The sequence below is a fragment of the Hymenobacter jeollabukensis genome (assembly GCF_005771675.1).
GTDB lineage: Bacteria > Bacteroidota > Bacteroidia > Cytophagales > Hymenobacteraceae > Solirubrum > Solirubrum jeollabukense.
On sequence record NZ_VAJM01000009.1, the window covers coordinates 93,879 to 107,013 of the forward strand.

The 13,135-nt window shown below is 58.0% G+C and carries 21 protein-coding genes; all 21 read left to right on the forward strand.

Features of this window, described 5'->3' with window-relative positions; all coding sequences use genetic code 11:
• Positions 1-112 precede the first annotated feature (112 nt).
• The 21 genes from FDY95_RS17205 (at position 113) to rplX (ending at position 13,127) form a co-directional block, all read left to right on the forward strand.
• Positions 113-442, forward strand: coding sequence for a DUF3467 domain-containing protein (locus FDY95_RS17205; protein ID WP_138079720.1), 330 nt, complete (start codon positions 113-115; stop codon positions 440-442).
• 61 nt (positions 443-503) lie between these two features.
• A complete protein-coding gene (locus FDY95_RS17210; protein WP_138079722.1) occupies positions 504-1,244 on the forward strand; it encodes a class I SAM-dependent methyltransferase in 741 nt (246 codons plus the stop codon).
• A gap of 53 nt (positions 1,245-1,297) precedes the next feature.
• A complete protein-coding gene (locus FDY95_RS17215) occupies positions 1,298-1,591 on the forward strand; it encodes a hypothetical protein (protein WP_138079724.1) in 294 nt (97 codons plus the stop codon).
• A gap of 16 nt (positions 1,592-1,607) precedes the next feature.
• Entirely contained in the window at positions 1,608-1,862 is a 255-nt protein-coding gene (locus FDY95_RS17220) for a hypothetical protein (protein WP_138079726.1), read from the forward strand.
• A gap of 199 nt (positions 1,863-2,061) precedes the next feature.
• Positions 2,062-2,490 carry a 30S ribosomal protein S12 gene (gene rpsL / locus FDY95_RS17225; protein WP_078013202.1) on the forward strand — a complete coding sequence of 143 codons (429 nt, stop codon included), beginning with the start codon at positions 2,062-2,064 and terminating at the stop codon, positions 2,488-2,490.
• Between the two features lie 110 nt (positions 2,491-2,600).
• Complete coding sequence (gene rpsG / locus FDY95_RS17230) at positions 2,601-3,068, forward strand: 30S ribosomal protein S7 (RefSeq protein WP_111478191.1); 468 nt, start codon at positions 2,601-2,603, stop codon at positions 3,066-3,068.
• A 98-nt stretch (positions 3,069-3,166) separates the two neighbouring features.
• Complete coding sequence (fusA, locus tag FDY95_RS17235; protein ID WP_138079728.1) at positions 3,167-5,305, forward strand: elongation factor G; 2,139 nt, start codon at positions 3,167-3,169, stop codon at positions 5,303-5,305.
• Positions 5,306-5,329: 24 nt separating this feature from the next.
• Positions 5,330-5,635 carry a 30S ribosomal protein S10 gene (gene rpsJ, locus FDY95_RS17240; RefSeq protein WP_111478193.1) on the forward strand — a complete coding sequence of 102 codons (306 nt, stop codon included), beginning with the start codon at positions 5,330-5,332 and terminating at the stop codon, positions 5,633-5,635.
• Positions 5,636-5,938: 303 nt separating this feature from the next.
• Entirely contained in the window at positions 5,939-7,123 is a 1,185-nt protein-coding gene (locus FDY95_RS17245) for an O-antigen ligase family protein (RefSeq protein ID WP_171025728.1), read from the forward strand.
• Positions 7,124-7,386: 263 nt separating this feature from the next.
• Entirely contained in the window at positions 7,387-8,007 is a 621-nt protein-coding gene (rplC, locus tag FDY95_RS17250; protein WP_138079732.1) for a 50S ribosomal protein L3, read from the forward strand.
• 5 nt (positions 8,008-8,012) lie between these two features.
• Positions 8,013-8,651: a 50S ribosomal protein L4 gene (rplD, locus tag FDY95_RS17255; RefSeq protein WP_138079734.1), complete on the forward strand. Its 639-nt coding sequence runs from the start codon at positions 8,013-8,015 to the stop codon at positions 8,649-8,651.
• Positions 8,651-8,938, forward strand: coding sequence for a 50S ribosomal protein L23 (rplW, locus tag FDY95_RS17260; protein WP_078013195.1), 288 nt, complete (start codon positions 8,651-8,653; stop codon positions 8,936-8,938). The genes rplD and rplW overlap by 1 nt, the downstream gene beginning before the upstream one ends.
• 51 nt (positions 8,939-8,989) lie before the next feature.
• Positions 8,990-9,817, forward strand: a complete 828-nt coding sequence (rplB, locus tag FDY95_RS17265) for a 50S ribosomal protein L2 (RefSeq protein WP_138079735.1) — start codon at positions 8,990-8,992, stop codon at positions 9,815-9,817.
• Positions 9,817-10,095: a 30S ribosomal protein S19 gene (rpsS, locus tag FDY95_RS17270; protein WP_078013193.1), complete on the forward strand. Its 279-nt coding sequence runs from the start codon at positions 9,817-9,819 to the stop codon at positions 10,093-10,095. The genes rplB and rpsS overlap by 1 nt, the downstream gene beginning before the upstream one ends.
• A gap of 3 nt (positions 10,096-10,098) precedes the next feature.
• Positions 10,099-10,596 (forward strand): 50S ribosomal protein L22, encoded by a 498-nt coding sequence (rplV, locus tag FDY95_RS17275; RefSeq protein ID WP_138079737.1) that lies wholly within the window; start codon positions 10,099-10,101, stop codon positions 10,594-10,596.
• A 5-nt stretch (positions 10,597-10,601) separates the two neighbouring features.
• On the forward strand, positions 10,602-11,516 hold the full coding sequence (rpsC, locus tag FDY95_RS17280; RefSeq protein ID WP_111478199.1) for a 30S ribosomal protein S3: 915 nt from the start codon (positions 10,602-10,604) through the stop codon (positions 11,514-11,516).
• Between the two features lie 36 nt (positions 11,517-11,552).
• Complete coding sequence (gene rplP, locus FDY95_RS17285) at positions 11,553-11,975, forward strand: 50S ribosomal protein L16 (protein ID WP_078013190.1); 423 nt, start codon at positions 11,553-11,555, stop codon at positions 11,973-11,975.
• A gap of 5 nt (positions 11,976-11,980) precedes the next feature.
• Positions 11,981-12,181 carry a 50S ribosomal protein L29 gene (gene rpmC, locus FDY95_RS17290; RefSeq protein ID WP_078013189.1) on the forward strand — a complete coding sequence of 67 codons (201 nt, stop codon included), beginning with the start codon at positions 11,981-11,983 and terminating at the stop codon, positions 12,179-12,181.
• A 13-nt stretch (positions 12,182-12,194) separates the two neighbouring features.
• Positions 12,195-12,485 carry a 30S ribosomal protein S17 gene (gene rpsQ, locus FDY95_RS17295; RefSeq protein ID WP_138079739.1) on the forward strand — a complete coding sequence of 97 codons (291 nt, stop codon included), beginning with the start codon at positions 12,195-12,197 and terminating at the stop codon, positions 12,483-12,485.
• A 1-nt stretch (position 12,486) separates the two neighbouring features.
• Entirely contained in the window at positions 12,487-12,855 is a 369-nt protein-coding gene (rplN, locus tag FDY95_RS17300; RefSeq protein WP_111478202.1) for a 50S ribosomal protein L14, read from the forward strand.
• A 5-nt stretch (positions 12,856-12,860) separates the two neighbouring features.
• Complete coding sequence (rplX, locus tag FDY95_RS17305; protein WP_111478203.1) at positions 12,861-13,127, forward strand: 50S ribosomal protein L24; 267 nt, start codon at positions 12,861-12,863, stop codon at positions 13,125-13,127.
• The last annotated feature ends 8 nt before the right edge of the window (positions 13,128-13,135 follow it).

Here is a 13,135-nt window from a genome sequence, read left to right on the forward strand (position 1 = left end):
TCATGTTGATTATGCACGCCGTCTTTCTGTACCGCAGCCGCTAATTTTTCAGCGGTAAATTGCTGCATAAAGTGCTTTCCTGATCTTGAAACGCTAAACGCCCTGACATAGAATGGCCCAACAACCACCCGTACCCGGACCCGAAGAACAACAAATCAACATCGAATTGTCGGAAGACGTGGCCGAGGGCGAATACGCCAACCTGGCCATGATTGCGCATTCCAGCAGCGAATTCGTCATCGACTTCATCCGCCTGATGCCCGGCCTGCCCAAGGCCAAGGTGAAGGCCCGCGTCGTCATCACGCCGGAGCACGCCAAGCGGCTGCTGTCGGCGCTGCAGGACAACCTGGACCGCTACGAGCGGAGCTTCGGCCCGGTGAAAACGCAGACGGAAATGACCAGCTTCCCGATGAACTTCAGCGGGACGATGGGGGAGGCGTAAGCCTTACCTGCTACTGACAAAGAGCCGCGGCATTCCCCGCGGCTCTTTGTATTTTGTACCCATGGCCCTCGACCGTTTCTCCTCCCACGCCGCTCAGTACGCGCAGTTCCGCATCAGCTACCCGCCGGCGCTGTACAAGTTCCTGCTATCCGTCACGCCCGGCCGCGCCGCTGCCTGGGACTGCGGCACCGGCAACGGCCAGGTCGCCGCCGACCTGGCCCCGCACTTCGGCCGGGTGGAAGCCACCGATATCAGCGCGAAGCAGCTGGCCCAGGCGGTGCAGCAGCCCAACATCCGTTACCAGGTCAGCGGCGCCGAGCAGACGCCATTTGCCGCCGATACCTTCGACCTCGTGGCCGTGGCGCAGGCTCTGCACTGGTTCGATGCGGCGGCCTTTCACCGGGAAGCCACGCGGGTAGCCAAGCCGGGGGCCACCATTGGCGAATGGGGCTATGGGCTGGTGAAAGTCAACGAGCAGATTGATCCGCTGATTCAGCACTTCTACACCGATATCGTCGGACCGTACTGGGACGAGAACCGCCGGCACATCGACGATGAGTTTGCCCGCATTCCGTTTCCCTTCGCCGCAGTGCAGCACCGTCGATTCGAGGAACGGCAGCACTGGGATGCTGAGCGGTTTCTGCGTTATTTGCAGACGTGGAGCAGCGTGCAGCGCTACCAGCAGGCAGTAGGGGAGGAGCCGCTCCAGCAGATTGAGCAACCGCTGCGGGAGCTATGGGGCGCGGAAAAGCGCGAAGTATGCTTCCCGATATTCCTGCGGGCCGGCCAAATCAGTAAGTAGTAAATCTTGCTACAAAAAGTCGCTATTGGTAAATCAGCTTACGAGCTAAAGCAATGTGCTTAATAGAAACCGGCTTTGAGTACCGCATTATCTGCACGTTGACTATTGAGCAGGCCAATAGCATCCTCGGCAAAGCCCCCAGCTTCGACCACTGCGACGAGTTGGGCCTGCACGAGTACCGCGGCTCCGGCAGCCTCGCCAGCCTCCCCGACGCCGTGCTGCAGCGCGCCGAGTACGGACTCTACTTCTGCGACTACAGCCGCGGCCGCGTCAGCCTGGAAGTACTCGGCTACGTGCTCAGCCGCTGCGCCGACTTTGGGCCGGTGACGTTGCAGGCGGCGGATTAACACAAGCACCGTTTAGATGAAACTGACCCGCTACTGGATTGAATTGAAGGGAAAGGCCGCACCTGCGAACCAATTTGGCGTTACTGCTTATACCGTAGATGATGCACTGGGCCTGATTACGGAGTATTTCGAGCGTACTTATCAGGAAGAGGGACCGGTAGAAGCACTTCGGATTGTTGAGAATGTCGATGTCAGCACACTGGATGAGGGACATGTGCTGCCGAACATGCTTCCACCTACCTATAGGGGCGTTTGGTACCCGATGAGTTGAAAGGAAAGGCCCGCTGAGCGCAAAGCTTGGCGGGCCTTTCTGCTTAGTGTTGTTCAGCCGCCTCAAAAGTCCTTGATACTGAGCCTGCAGGCCTCTTCAGGTTAAGTTACATTACCCGTTTGCTATTGTAAATCAGAGTGTCTACCTTTGCAAGCCTAATTTTTTGGGAGAAGACCCTCCCGGACAAAACGCTCAATAGATGCCAACCATCAACCAATTAGTGCGCAAAGGCCGCGAGAAGCTGACGACGAAATCCAAGTCGCCGGCCCTCGATTCGTGCCCGCAGCGCCGTGGTGTGTGCACCCGCGTGTACACCACCACGCCCAAGAAGCCGAACTCGGCCATGCGTAAAGTAGCTCGCGTGCGCCTGACCAACGGCAAAGAAGTTAACGCCTACATCCCGGGCGAAGGCCACAACCTGCAGGAGCACAGCATCGTGCTGATCCGCGGTGGTCGTGTGAAAGACCTTCCCGGCGTGCGTTACCACATCATCCGTGGCGCCCTCGACACCGCCGGCGTAAACGGCCGTCTGCAGCGTCGCTCGAAGTACGGCGCCAAGCGTCCGAAGCCCGGTCAACCGGCTGCAGCAGCTGGCAAAGGTGGCAAACCCGCAGGCAAGAAGAAATAGTAATCAGGTAGTTGGGGCCTGAACGTTGACCACGGGTCTGAGTAATGCGCCGCAGGGCGCGTGAAGCTAGGTCGACGAACTACCCCAGTCCCCACGACTCCTCATATACCATGAGAAAAGCAAAACCGAAGAAGCGTATCCTCCTGCCGGACCCCAAGTTCGGCGAGACGCTGGTAACCCGTTTCGTTAACTACCTGATGTACGACGGCAAGAAGAGCCTGGCGTACGGCATCTTCTACGATGCCCTGGAGCAGGTAGAATCGCGCACCAAGGAAAACGGCCTCGAGCAGTGGCGCAAAGCCCTGAACAACGTGATGCCGACCGTGGAAGTAAAGAGCCGCCGCGTAGGCGGTGCTACCTTCCAGGTGCCCACCGAAGTTCGCCCCGACCGTCGTATTGCCGTTGGCTCGAAGTGGCTGATTCAGTACTCGCGTCGCCGCGGTGAGAAGACGATGAAAGACAAGCTGGCCGGCGAGATTATCGCCGCCGCCAAAGGTGAAGGTGCCGCCGTCAAGAAGAAGGACGACACCCACCGGATGGCTGAAGCCAACAAGGCCTTCTCGCACTTCCGCTTCTAATTCAGCGAATGACGCAGATGAGGGAATGAGTGATTTTGCCGCTACGGAACCTAATCACTCATTCCCTCATTCTCTCATTCACTCATTGACACAGAGAAATGGCTGTTAACGAAAACCTGAAGTACCTCCGCAACATTGGGATTATGGCGCACATCGACGCCGGTAAGACCACGACCTCGGAGCGCATTCTTTACTACACGGGCAAGACCCACAAAATCGGGGAAGTGCACGAAGGTGCCGCCACGATGGACTGGATGGAGCAGGAGCAGGAGCGTGGTATCACCATCACCTCGGCCGCTACCACCACGTTCTGGAACTACCCGACCAACGAGCAAGGTGACCCGACCCCGGACACCAAGCAGTACAAAATCAACCTGATTGACACCCCCGGCCACGTTGACTTCACCGTTGAAGTTGAACGCTCGCTGCGCGTGCTCGACGGTGCCGTTGCCCTGTTCTGCGCCGTATCGGGCGTAGAGCCGCAGTCGGAAACCGTATGGCGTCAGGCCGACAAATACAAAGTGCCGCGCATCTGCTTCGTCAACAAGATGGACCGCGCCGGTGCTGACTTCTTCAAAGCCGTAACCGAAATCAAGGACAAGCTGGGTGCTAACCCGGTGCCCCTGCAGATTCCGATTGGCGCTGAAGACACCTTCAAAGGCGTAGTTGACCTGCTGACCGGCAAAGCCATCGTGTGGGACGACGCTACCCAGGGCAAATCGTACCACGAAATCCCGGTTCCCGAGGATCTGGTGGAAACGGTAGCCGAGTGGCGCCAGAAGCTGGTGGAAAGCGTTGCCGAATACGACGACGCCCTGCTGGAGAAATTCTTCGAAGATCCGGACAGCATCACCCGCGAGGAAATGATGAAGGTAATCCGCCAGGCGGTTATCGACATGAAGTTCTCGCCCGTAATGTGCGGCTCGGCCTTCAAAAACAAGGGTGTTCAGTCGATGCTGGATGGCGTAATGGCCTACCTGCCCTCGCCGCTCGACATGCCCGCCATCATCGGTACCAACCCCGACACCGGCGAGGAAGTGGAGCGTCACCCCGACAACTCGGAGCCCTTCACCGCCCTGGCGTTTAAGATTGCCACCGACCCCTTCGTGGGCCGTCTGTGCTTCTTCCGCTGCTACTCGGGCCAGCTCGATGCCGGTTCGTACGTGTTCAACAACCGTACGGGCAAGAAGGAGCGCATCTCGCGTCTGATGCAGATGCACTCCAACAAGCAGAACCCGATCGACAAAATCCAGGCTGGTGACATTGCCGCCGGCGTGGGTTTCAAAGACATCAAGACCGGTGACACCCTGACGGAAGAGAAAGACCGTCTGGTTCTCGAGTCCATGTCGTTCCCCGAGCCCGTAATCGGCTACGCCATCGAGCCCAAGACTCAGGCGGACGTCGACAAGATGGGTATGGCCATTGCCAAGCTCGTGGAAGAAGACCCCACCCTCACGGTATTCACCGACCAGGAGACTGGCCAGACGGTACTGCGCGGCATGGGTGAGCTTCACCTGGAAATCATCATCGACCGCATGCGCCGGGAGTTCAAGGTTGAAATCAACCAGGGTGCTCCGCAGGTAGCCTACAAGGAGATGATTACCAAGAAAATCGAGCACCGCGAAGTCTACAAAAAGCAGACGGGTGGTCGTGGTAAATTCGCTCACATCGAATTCGAAATCGGTCCGAAAGAAACCGATCCGGAGAAACCCGGTCTGGAATTCGTCAACGGCATCACCGGCGGCGTTATCCCGAAAGAATTCATTGCTCCGGTGCAGAAAGGCTTCGAAGAAGCGATGAAGCACGGCGTACTGGCGGGCTTCCCGATGGACTCGATGCGCGTACGTATCTACCACGGTTCGTACCACGACGTTGACTCGGACGCCCTGTCGTTCGAAATGGCCGCTCGTCTGGGCTACAAAGAGGCAGCCCCGCGTTGCGCTCCGAAGCTGCTCGAGCCCATCATGGCCGTGGAAGTAGTGTCGCCGGACGAGTACACGGGCCCGGTAACGGGTGACCTGAACCGTCGTCGTGGCATCATGAAAGGCATGGACACGAAGGCTGGTGCCCAGGTTATCAAGGCTGACGTTCCGCTGTCGGAGCTGTTCGGCTACGTAACCGACCTGCGCACCATCTCGTCGGGCCGCGCCTCGGCTTCGCTGACCTTCTCGCACTACGAGCAGGTGCCGCAAAACCTCGCCGAGGGCATCATCGCCAAAGTAAAGGGCGGTAAATAATCATTGCTTTCACAAGCTGACCTCATGAACCAGAAAATTCGTATCAAACTGAAGTCTTACGATCATAACCTCGTCGACAAGTCGTCGGAGAAGATCGTAAAGGCGGTGAAAGCAACGGGTGCCATCGTGAGCGGCCCGATTCCTTTGCCGACGGTAAAAGAAAAGTTCACCGTGCTCCGTTCGCCCCACGTGAACAAGAAGTCGCGTGAGCAATTCCAGCTCTGCACCTACAAGCGCCTGGTAGACATCTTCTCGACTTCGTCGAAGACGGTGGACGCCCTGATGAAGCTCGAACTGCCGAGCGGCGTTGACGTAGAAATCAAAGTCTGAGCCTAACCACTCAGCAAAAAAGCCCCACTGGCCTCGGCCGGTGGGGCTTTTTTATGTGCAACCATTTCCCGATGCCCCGACTCTGCGTAGAAGGTGGGCAACGCCGTGCCGGGCAAGGCTGGCACGAAATCGGTAACTTGCGTTTCGCCCAAGCGTGCAGCTGTGGGTATGCGTTCAACGTCTGTGAGTATTTCTGCCGCTTCAAGTACATCCTCCTGGCTAACGGTCGGCCGCATCCAAACCGCCGCGGCTATCAGCTGCGGCATGGTAATTACCGGGTTGTTCACCTTCCCGTTTTTTCGCGTGCTGTCGAGTATCGGTCAGGGCTGCTTGGTCTTGTCAGCGCTGGCTTACCTAGCGCAGTTTCGGGAAGTAGCGCAGCTGCGTAAGTGGCCCGTCTACTTCTGCTTCGTGCTGATTTTTGTGATGCACCTGGCGGCGGGCTTGAATACCACCGCGGCCAACGCCAAAGAGTTCTGGCGGGACGTAGTGCTGCAGCTGCCCTTCCTACTGCTGCCGTTGTCGTTCTGGATTCTGCCCCCCCTGCGGATCGACGATCTGAAAAGGCTCTATAAGCTGCTGCTGGGCGTTACCACGTTTTCCGCCTTCGGCAGCACGATTTACTACCTGTTGAATGCGGATTACATCAATGAGTTGTACATCCACTCCAAGATAATGCCCACGGTACCGGACCATATCCGGTTCAGTCTGCTCATCGTGCTTTCCGTGGCCGTGGGTGCTGTTATGCTCAACCGCAAAGTGCTGACCGGTTGGCGGCGGGCGGCGGTGATGGGCGCGACTATCTTCTTGGCGGGGTTTCTGCACCTGCTGGCGGTGCGCAGCGGGTTGGTGGCGCTGTACGTGCTGGCCGTAGTGGCCATCGGGTATTTGCTGAAGAAGCAGGCTTGGCGCAAAGCCGCTTCGGTAGCGGCTCTGATGGTAGTGCTGCCCGTGGTCAGCTATTTCACGCTGCCCACGTTTTACAACAAATACCATAATACCAAGGACGACGCCAGCCGCGTCGAGCAGACGCATTCGGCCAACAACTATTCCCTCGTAGGTCGGGTGTACTCGTACCAGACGGCCCTGCAGGTCTGGAAAGACAATCCACTGCTGGGAGTTGGCAAAGCGGATCTGCGCGACGAAATGGCGGAGCGCTACCGGGAGTTTTTCCCACAGATCGATACCATGCACCAGATTCAGCCGCACAATCAGTTTCTGCTGTATCTGGTAGCTTTCGGGGCGCTGGGACTGGCACTATTTATTGCGGCCTTTTACTACCCACTGTGGTGGGCCCGCCGCCGGCACGCGCCCATGCTCGTGGCCCAGTACCTCATCGTGACCTTATCCTTCATGGTCGAGCCGACGATGGAGGGACAGACGGGACTCACGTTTTCCTTGTTCTTTCTGCTGTTGCCGCTGAGCAGCGTGGCTGAATGCAGGAAAGAGCGTGGCGTGCGTAAAGGCCGCCAGTGGCGCCCGGCATAATCCAAAAACAGGTGTGGGAATAGGATTCGGCCGCGCTTAGCAAATTGCTGACCAGTTTCGCAAAGCAGATGGGGGAGCGGTTGAGAAAGCAACCGGTGTCGGCAGCAAACTGATTGACTAGTAGCCGCAAGGACAGACCGATCTATCTGAATTATTTTCAGATGGGGTGATGCTTTTGTCTTAACAATTCCCTAGCTTTGCACTCCCTTTCCGAAAACGTCATTCGGGCGTTTTCACTGTGTCTTTTCTAAAACCCCATTCGAATGCCTGGCATTATCGGTAAAAAAATCGGTATGACAAGCCTCTTCACTGCCGATGGCCGGAACGTGCCCTGCACGCTCATCCAAGCCGGCCCGTGCGTAGTGACGCAGGTGAAGACGCTCGAAGTTGACGGCTACACGGCCGTTCAGCTCGGTTACGGCGACAAGAAGGCCAAAAACACCAACAAACCGTTGGCTGGCCACTTCGCTAAGGCGGGAGTTACCCCCCGCAAAAAACTCGTCGAGTTCCGCACCGACGACGTGGCATCCTACTCGCTAGGTGCTGAAATCAACGCTGACTACTTCGCCGAAGGTGACTTCGTAGACGTGGTTGGTACCTCGAAAGGCAAAGGTTTCCAGGGCGTTGTAAAGCGTCACAACTTTGCTGGTGTAGGTGGCCAGACCCACGGTCAGCACAACCGCGGCCGTCACCCTGGCTCGATCGGTGCTTGCTCCTGGCCTTCCCGCGTGTTCAAAGGCATGCGTATGGCTGGCCGCATGGGCGGTGACCGTGTAAAGATCCAGAACCTGAAAGTGCTGCGCGTGATGAACGAGCAGAACCTCATCCTGGTGAGCGGCTCGGTACCCGGTGCTAAAAACGGTTACGTGATTCTGGAGAAATAGGCGCGATGGAACTCTCTGTATTGACGATCAAAGGCGAGGACACCGGCCGCAAGGTGACGCTGTCCGACGCAATCTTCGGGCTGGAGCCGAACGAGCACGCCATGTACCTCGACGTGAAGCTGTACCTGGCCAACCAGCGCCAGGGCACGCACAAGTCGAAGGAACGTGCTGAAATCGCCCGCACGACTAAGAAACTGAAGAAGCAGAAAGGCACCGGCGGTGCCCGCGCTGGTTCGATGAAGTCGCCGGTGTTCATCGGTGGTGGCCGCGTATTCGGTCCCAAGCCCCGTGACTACGGCTTCAAAGTGAACAAGAAAACCAAGCAGCTGGCCCGCCTGTCGGCCCTGTCGGTTCTTGCTCGCGAAAACCGTCTGGCCCTGGTGGAGAACTTCTCCCTGGAAGGCCCCAAGACGAAGGATTTCCTGAACATCCTGAGCGGCCTGAAGCTGGACAACGGCAAGAAGACCCTGCTGGTAACCGGCTCGGTTGACAAGAACGTGGTACTGTCGGCCCGCAACATCCAAAAGGTGAAGGTGGCTGTTCCCACGGCTCTCAACACCCACGACCTGCTGAACACCGACACGCTGCTGCTGTCGGAAGCTGGTCTGGAGACGCTCACCCAACTTTACACGGCCGCTGAGTAATGAGCATCATCAAGAAGCCCATCGTGACCGAGAAGGCAACGTCGCTGAACGAGAAAGGCCAATACGCCTTTGAAGTGGAGCGCACCGCCAACAAGGTTGAAATCAAAAAAGAAATCGAGAAGCTCTACGGCGTGACCGTGGTGGGCATCAGCACCATCCGCAGCCAGGGCAAACTCAAGTCGCGCTTCACCAAAACAGGTGCCGTTACCGGCCGTCGTGCTTCCAGCAAGAAGGCCATCGTAACCGTGAAGGAAGGCGAAGTAATCGACTTCTACAGCGGCATCTAAGCCGACTGAATTTCTGACCGAGGCCCCTCGCTAGAGCATTTTCGCTATAAAATGGCACTCAAAAAACTAAGACCAACATCACCGGGTCAGCGCTTCCGTATCGCCCCGGGTTTCGACGAGATTACCACGTCGACGCCGGAGAAGTCGCTGTTGGCACCCAAGAAAAAATCCGGTGGCCGGAATGATTCCGGGAAAATGACCAACCGTTACATCGGTGGTGGTCACAAGCAACAGTATCGTATCATCGACTTCAAGCGCAGCAAGCACACCGTGCCGGCTACCGTGAAGTCTATCGAGTACGATCCGAACCGTACGGCGCGCATCGCCCTGCTCAGCTACGCTGACGGCGAGAAGGCCTACATCATCGCCCCGAATGGCCTGCAGGTGGGTGCTACCGTGGTAGCCGGCCCCGGCGCCGCACCGGAACTGGGCAACGCCCTGCCGCTGCGCGAAATGCCGCTCGGTACGATTGTTCACAACATCGAGCTGATGCCGGGTGCCGGCGCAGTGCTGGCCCGCTCGGCCGGTACCTACGCCCAGCTGGTGGCTCGCGAAGAAAAATACGCGACGCTGAAACTGCCCTCCGGCGAGATGCGCATGGTTCTCGTGACCTGCATGGCTACGGTCGGCACCGTTTCGAACGGTGAGCACATGAACGTACGTCTCGGCAAAGCCGGTCGTCACCGTTGGTTGGGCTACCGTCCGCGCGTTCGTGGTGTGGCCATGAACCCCGTCGACCACCCGATGGGTGGTGGTGAAGGCCGCTCGAGCGGTGGTCACCCGCGCAGCCGCAAAGGCTTGCTTGCGAAGGGCTACAAGACCCGCAACAAGAACAAGTACTCTGAGCAACTCATCGTTTCGCGTAAAGGCAAGAAGTAATGGCACGTTCGCTTAAAAAAGGCCCGTACATCGACTTCCGCCTGGAGCGGAAAGTGCAGGTGATGGAGGAGTCCAACAAGAAATCGGTGGTGAAGACCTGGTCGCGCCGCTCGATGATTTCGCCGGACTTCGTAGGGCATACCTTCGCCGTGCACAACGGCAATAAGTTCATCCCGGTGTACGTGACCGAAAACATGGTTGGTCACAAGCTTGGGGAATTTGCGCCGACGCGCAACTTCCGCGGCCACGTAGCCAAGAAAGATAAAGGCAAGCGCTAAGACATGGAAGCAGTAGCCAAACTCCGTAACGTACCGACCTCGCCGCGCAAGATGCGCCTCGTGGCCGGCCTAGTACGCGGCAAAAGCGTTACCCGTGCCTTGGGCTTGTTGAAGTTTGAGGCCAATTCGGGTGCTGAGAAAATCGAGAAACTGCTCCTGTCGGCCCTGGCCAACTGGCAGCAGAAGAACGAGGACGAGCGCATCGAAGACGCTAACCTGTACATCAAAGAAATCTTCGTTGACGAAGGCCGCCAGCTGAAGCGCCTGCGCCCCGCCCCCCAGGGCCGTGGCCACCGCATCCGTAAGCGTAGCAACCACGTCACGCTGATCATCGACTCCAAGGTGGAAGCCATCGGCAGCCGCCAGGGTCTGAAGAACGCCGCTGCCAAGCAGGAAACTGCCCCGGCCGCTGCTCCGGCTGCTGAAGAAGCTCCGAAGAAGACGGCCCGTCGTTCGACCAAGAAAGCTGACACCCAAACCGCGGCTAACGCCGCCGAATAGTAACCATGGGACAGAAAGTTAATCCCGTTGGCTTCCGCCTCGGTATCGTTAAAGGTTGGGACTCTAACTGGTACGGCGGCAAAGACTTCGCCGACAAGCTGGTAGAGGACGAAAAGATCCGCAAATACATTCTGGCACGCATCCCGAAGGGCGGCATCTCGAAAATCATCATCGAGCGCACCCTGAAGCGTATCACCATCACCATCAACACGGCTCGTCCGGGTGTGGTAATCGGTAAAGGCGGTCAGGAAGTTGATAAGATCAAGGACGAACTGAAAAAGCTCACGAGCAAGGACGTTCAGATCAACATCTTCGAAATCAAGCGTCCGGAACTCGACGCCAAGCTGGTAGGTGAGAGCATTGCTCAGCAGCTGCAGGCTCGTATCTCGTTCCGTCGTGCGATGAAGCAAGCCATTCAGGGCGCACTCCGCGTGGGCGCTGAAGGCATCAAGGTGCAGTGCGGCGGCCGCCTCGGCGGTGCTGAAATTGCCCGTTCGGAACAATACAAGGAAGGCCGCACCCCGCTGCACACCCTCCGCGCCGATATCGACTACGCCCTGTCTGAAGCTCAGACCGTGTATGGCAAAATCGGCATCAAGGTGTGGATCATGCGTGGCGAGGTATTCGGCAAGCCCGACCTGTCGCCCAACCAGCTGCTAAGCCAGCAGCAAGGCCCGGCCGGCAACGACCGCGGCGACCGTGGCCCGCGCGGTGAGCGTGGCGACCGGGGTGACCGTGGTGGCCGTGGCGGCGACCGTGGTGGCCGTGGTGGCAACGACCGTGGCCCGCGTGGCGGCGGTGACAACCGTGGTGGCCAAGGTGGCTTCGGCGGTGGTGCCGGTGGCAACCGTGGCGGCCAAGGTGGCGGCGCTAATCGTGGCGGTCAAGGCGGCGGCGCAAGCCGTGGCCCGCGTCGCTAGTCCTTCTTCCTTCCACTTCTTTTTCGAGACTAAGACATGTTACAACCGAAAAGAACCAAGTATCGGAAGATGCAGAAGGGCCGCGTAAACGGCCTGGCCTATCGTGGCAGCTCGCTGGACTTCGGTTCGTTTGGCATTAAGTCGCTGGAGGCCGCTTGGATCACCGCGCGTCAGATTGAAGCTGCTCGTATCGCTATGACCCGCGCTATGAAGCGTGAAGGTCAGGTATGGATTCGCATCTTCCCAGACAAGCCTATCACCAAGAAGCCTGCCGAGGTACGTATGGGTAAGGGCAAAGGCTCGCCCGAGTACTGGGTAGCCATCGTGAAGCCCGGCACCATCCTCTTCGAATCGGATGGCGTTTCGCTGGAACTTGCACAAGAGTCGCTGCGTTTGGCGGCTCAGAAGCTGCCGGTTCGCACCAAGTTTGTCGTTCGTCGTGACTTCGTTGAGGCATAAGCAAGATGAAAAACGCTGAAATCCGTGCCCTTTCGATCGAGGATCTGAAAGAGCAAATCAACAAGGAGCAGTCGGGCGCGCAAACCCTGCGTTTCGCTCACGCTATTTCCCCGCTCGAAAACCCGGTCCGCATCAAAACGGCCCGGCGCAACATCGCCCGCCTGCTCACCGAGCTGAAGCGTCGCGAGCAGGAGCAGCAATCGTAGTCCCCCGCTAGTAATGGAAAACAACGCAGAACAGCAGGGCACCGCTACGGTAGAGCGTAACCTGCGCAAAGAGCGTATCGGCCGCGTGACCAGCAACAAGATGGATAAAACCATCGTGGTCGTGGTCGAGAGCAAAATGAAGCACCCGATTTACGGCAAGTTCGTGTCGAAATCGACCAAGTTCACCGCCCACGACGAGAACAACGAGTGCGGCGAAGGCGATACGGTGCGCATCATGGAAACCCGCCCGCTGAGCAAGCGCAAGCGGTGGCGTCTGGTAGAAATCGTAGAGCGAGCCAAGTAATATGATCCAGCAAGAATCCCGTCTGACGGTAGCCGACAACAGCGGCGCCAAAGAAGTGCTCTGCATCCGTGTCCTCGGTGGCACCGGCAAAAAGTACGCTTCGGTAGGCGACAAAATTGTCGTAGCTATCAAGTCGGCCATCCCCTCGGGCAACGCCAAGAAGGGTTCCGTATCAAAAGCTGTGGTGGTTCGCACGAAGAAGGAAGTACGCCGTAAAGACGGTTCGTACATCCGCTTCGACGACAACGCCGCCGTGCTGCTCAACAACAACGACGAGCCTCGCGGCACGCGTATCTTCGGCCCGGTGGCCCGCGAACTGCGCGAGAAGCAGTTCATGAAGATCGTTTCGCTGGCTCCTGAAGTTCTCTAACCGCAATGGCACTGAAAACCAAAGAAGCAAAGCCCGCGAAGCTGCACGTGAAAACCGGTGATACCGTCCAGGTAATCGCCGGTGACGAGCGCGGCAAGACTGGCGTCATCAAATCGGTGAACCGCCAGACCCAGCGCGTCATCATCGAAGGCCTGAACCTGGTCACGAAGCACTCGAAGCCGAGCGCCAAGAACCCCCAGGGCGGCATCTCGAAGATCGAGTCGCCGATTCACGTCAGCAATGTCAAGCTTGTTAGCTCGGCTAACGCCTAATCAAGTAT

What these genes read in the sequence shown, in the direction of transcription:
- rplD (WP_138079734.1), top strand. Translation starts at nt 8,013, where the DNA reads ATGGAACTCTCTGTATTGACGATCAAAGGCGAGGACACCGGCCGCAAG.
- rplN (WP_111478202.1), top strand. Translation starts at nt 12,487, where the DNA reads ATGATCCAGCAAGAATCCCGTCTGACGGTAGCCGACAACAGCGGCGCC.
- FDY95_RS17205 (WP_138079720.1), top strand. Translation starts at nt 113, where the DNA reads ATGGCCCAACAACCACCCGTACCCGGACCCGAAGAACAACAAATCAAC.
- rpsC (WP_111478199.1), top strand. Translation starts at nt 10,602, where the DNA reads ATGGGACAGAAAGTTAATCCCGTTGGCTTCCGCCTCGGTATCGTTAAA.
- FDY95_RS17220 (WP_138079726.1), top strand. Translation starts at nt 1,608, where the DNA reads ATGAAACTGACCCGCTACTGGATTGAATTGAAGGGAAAGGCCGCACCT.
- rpsS (WP_078013193.1), top strand. Translation starts at nt 9,817, where the DNA reads ATGGCACGTTCGCTTAAAAAAGGCCCGTACATCGACTTCCGCCTGGAG.
- FDY95_RS17210 (WP_138079722.1), top strand. Translation starts at nt 504, where the DNA reads ATGGCCCTCGACCGTTTCTCCTCCCACGCCGCTCAGTACGCGCAGTTC.
- fusA (WP_138079728.1), top strand. Translation starts at nt 3,167, where the DNA reads ATGGCTGTTAACGAAAACCTGAAGTACCTCCGCAACATTGGGATTATG.
- rpsQ (WP_138079739.1), top strand. Translation starts at nt 12,195, where the DNA reads ATGGAAAACAACGCAGAACAGCAGGGCACCGCTACGGTAGAGCGTAAC.
- rplV (WP_138079737.1), top strand. Translation starts at nt 10,099, where the DNA reads ATGGAAGCAGTAGCCAAACTCCGTAACGTACCGACCTCGCCGCGCAAG.
- rpsJ (WP_111478193.1), top strand. Translation starts at nt 5,330, where the DNA reads ATGAACCAGAAAATTCGTATCAAACTGAAGTCTTACGATCATAACCTC.
- rplP (WP_078013190.1), top strand. Translation starts at nt 11,553, where the DNA reads ATGTTACAACCGAAAAGAACCAAGTATCGGAAGATGCAGAAGGGCCGC.
- rplB (WP_138079735.1), top strand. Translation starts at nt 8,990, where the DNA reads ATGGCACTCAAAAAACTAAGACCAACATCACCGGGTCAGCGCTTCCGT.
- rpsL (WP_078013202.1), top strand. Translation starts at nt 2,062, where the DNA reads ATGCCAACCATCAACCAATTAGTGCGCAAAGGCCGCGAGAAGCTGACG.
- rpsG (WP_111478191.1), top strand. Translation starts at nt 2,601, where the DNA reads ATGAGAAAAGCAAAACCGAAGAAGCGTATCCTCCTGCCGGACCCCAAG.
- rplC (WP_138079732.1), top strand. Translation starts at nt 7,387, where the DNA reads ATGCCTGGCATTATCGGTAAAAAAATCGGTATGACAAGCCTCTTCACT.
- rplW (WP_078013195.1), top strand. Translation starts at nt 8,651, where the DNA reads ATGAGCATCATCAAGAAGCCCATCGTGACCGAGAAGGCAACGTCGCTG.
- FDY95_RS17215 (WP_138079724.1), top strand. Translation starts at nt 1,298, where the DNA reads ATGTGCTTAATAGAAACCGGCTTTGAGTACCGCATTATCTGCACGTTG.
- rplX (WP_111478203.1), top strand. Translation starts at nt 12,861, where the DNA reads ATGGCACTGAAAACCAAAGAAGCAAAGCCCGCGAAGCTGCACGTGAAA.
- rpmC (WP_078013189.1), top strand. Translation starts at nt 11,981, where the DNA reads ATGAAAAACGCTGAAATCCGTGCCCTTTCGATCGAGGATCTGAAAGAG.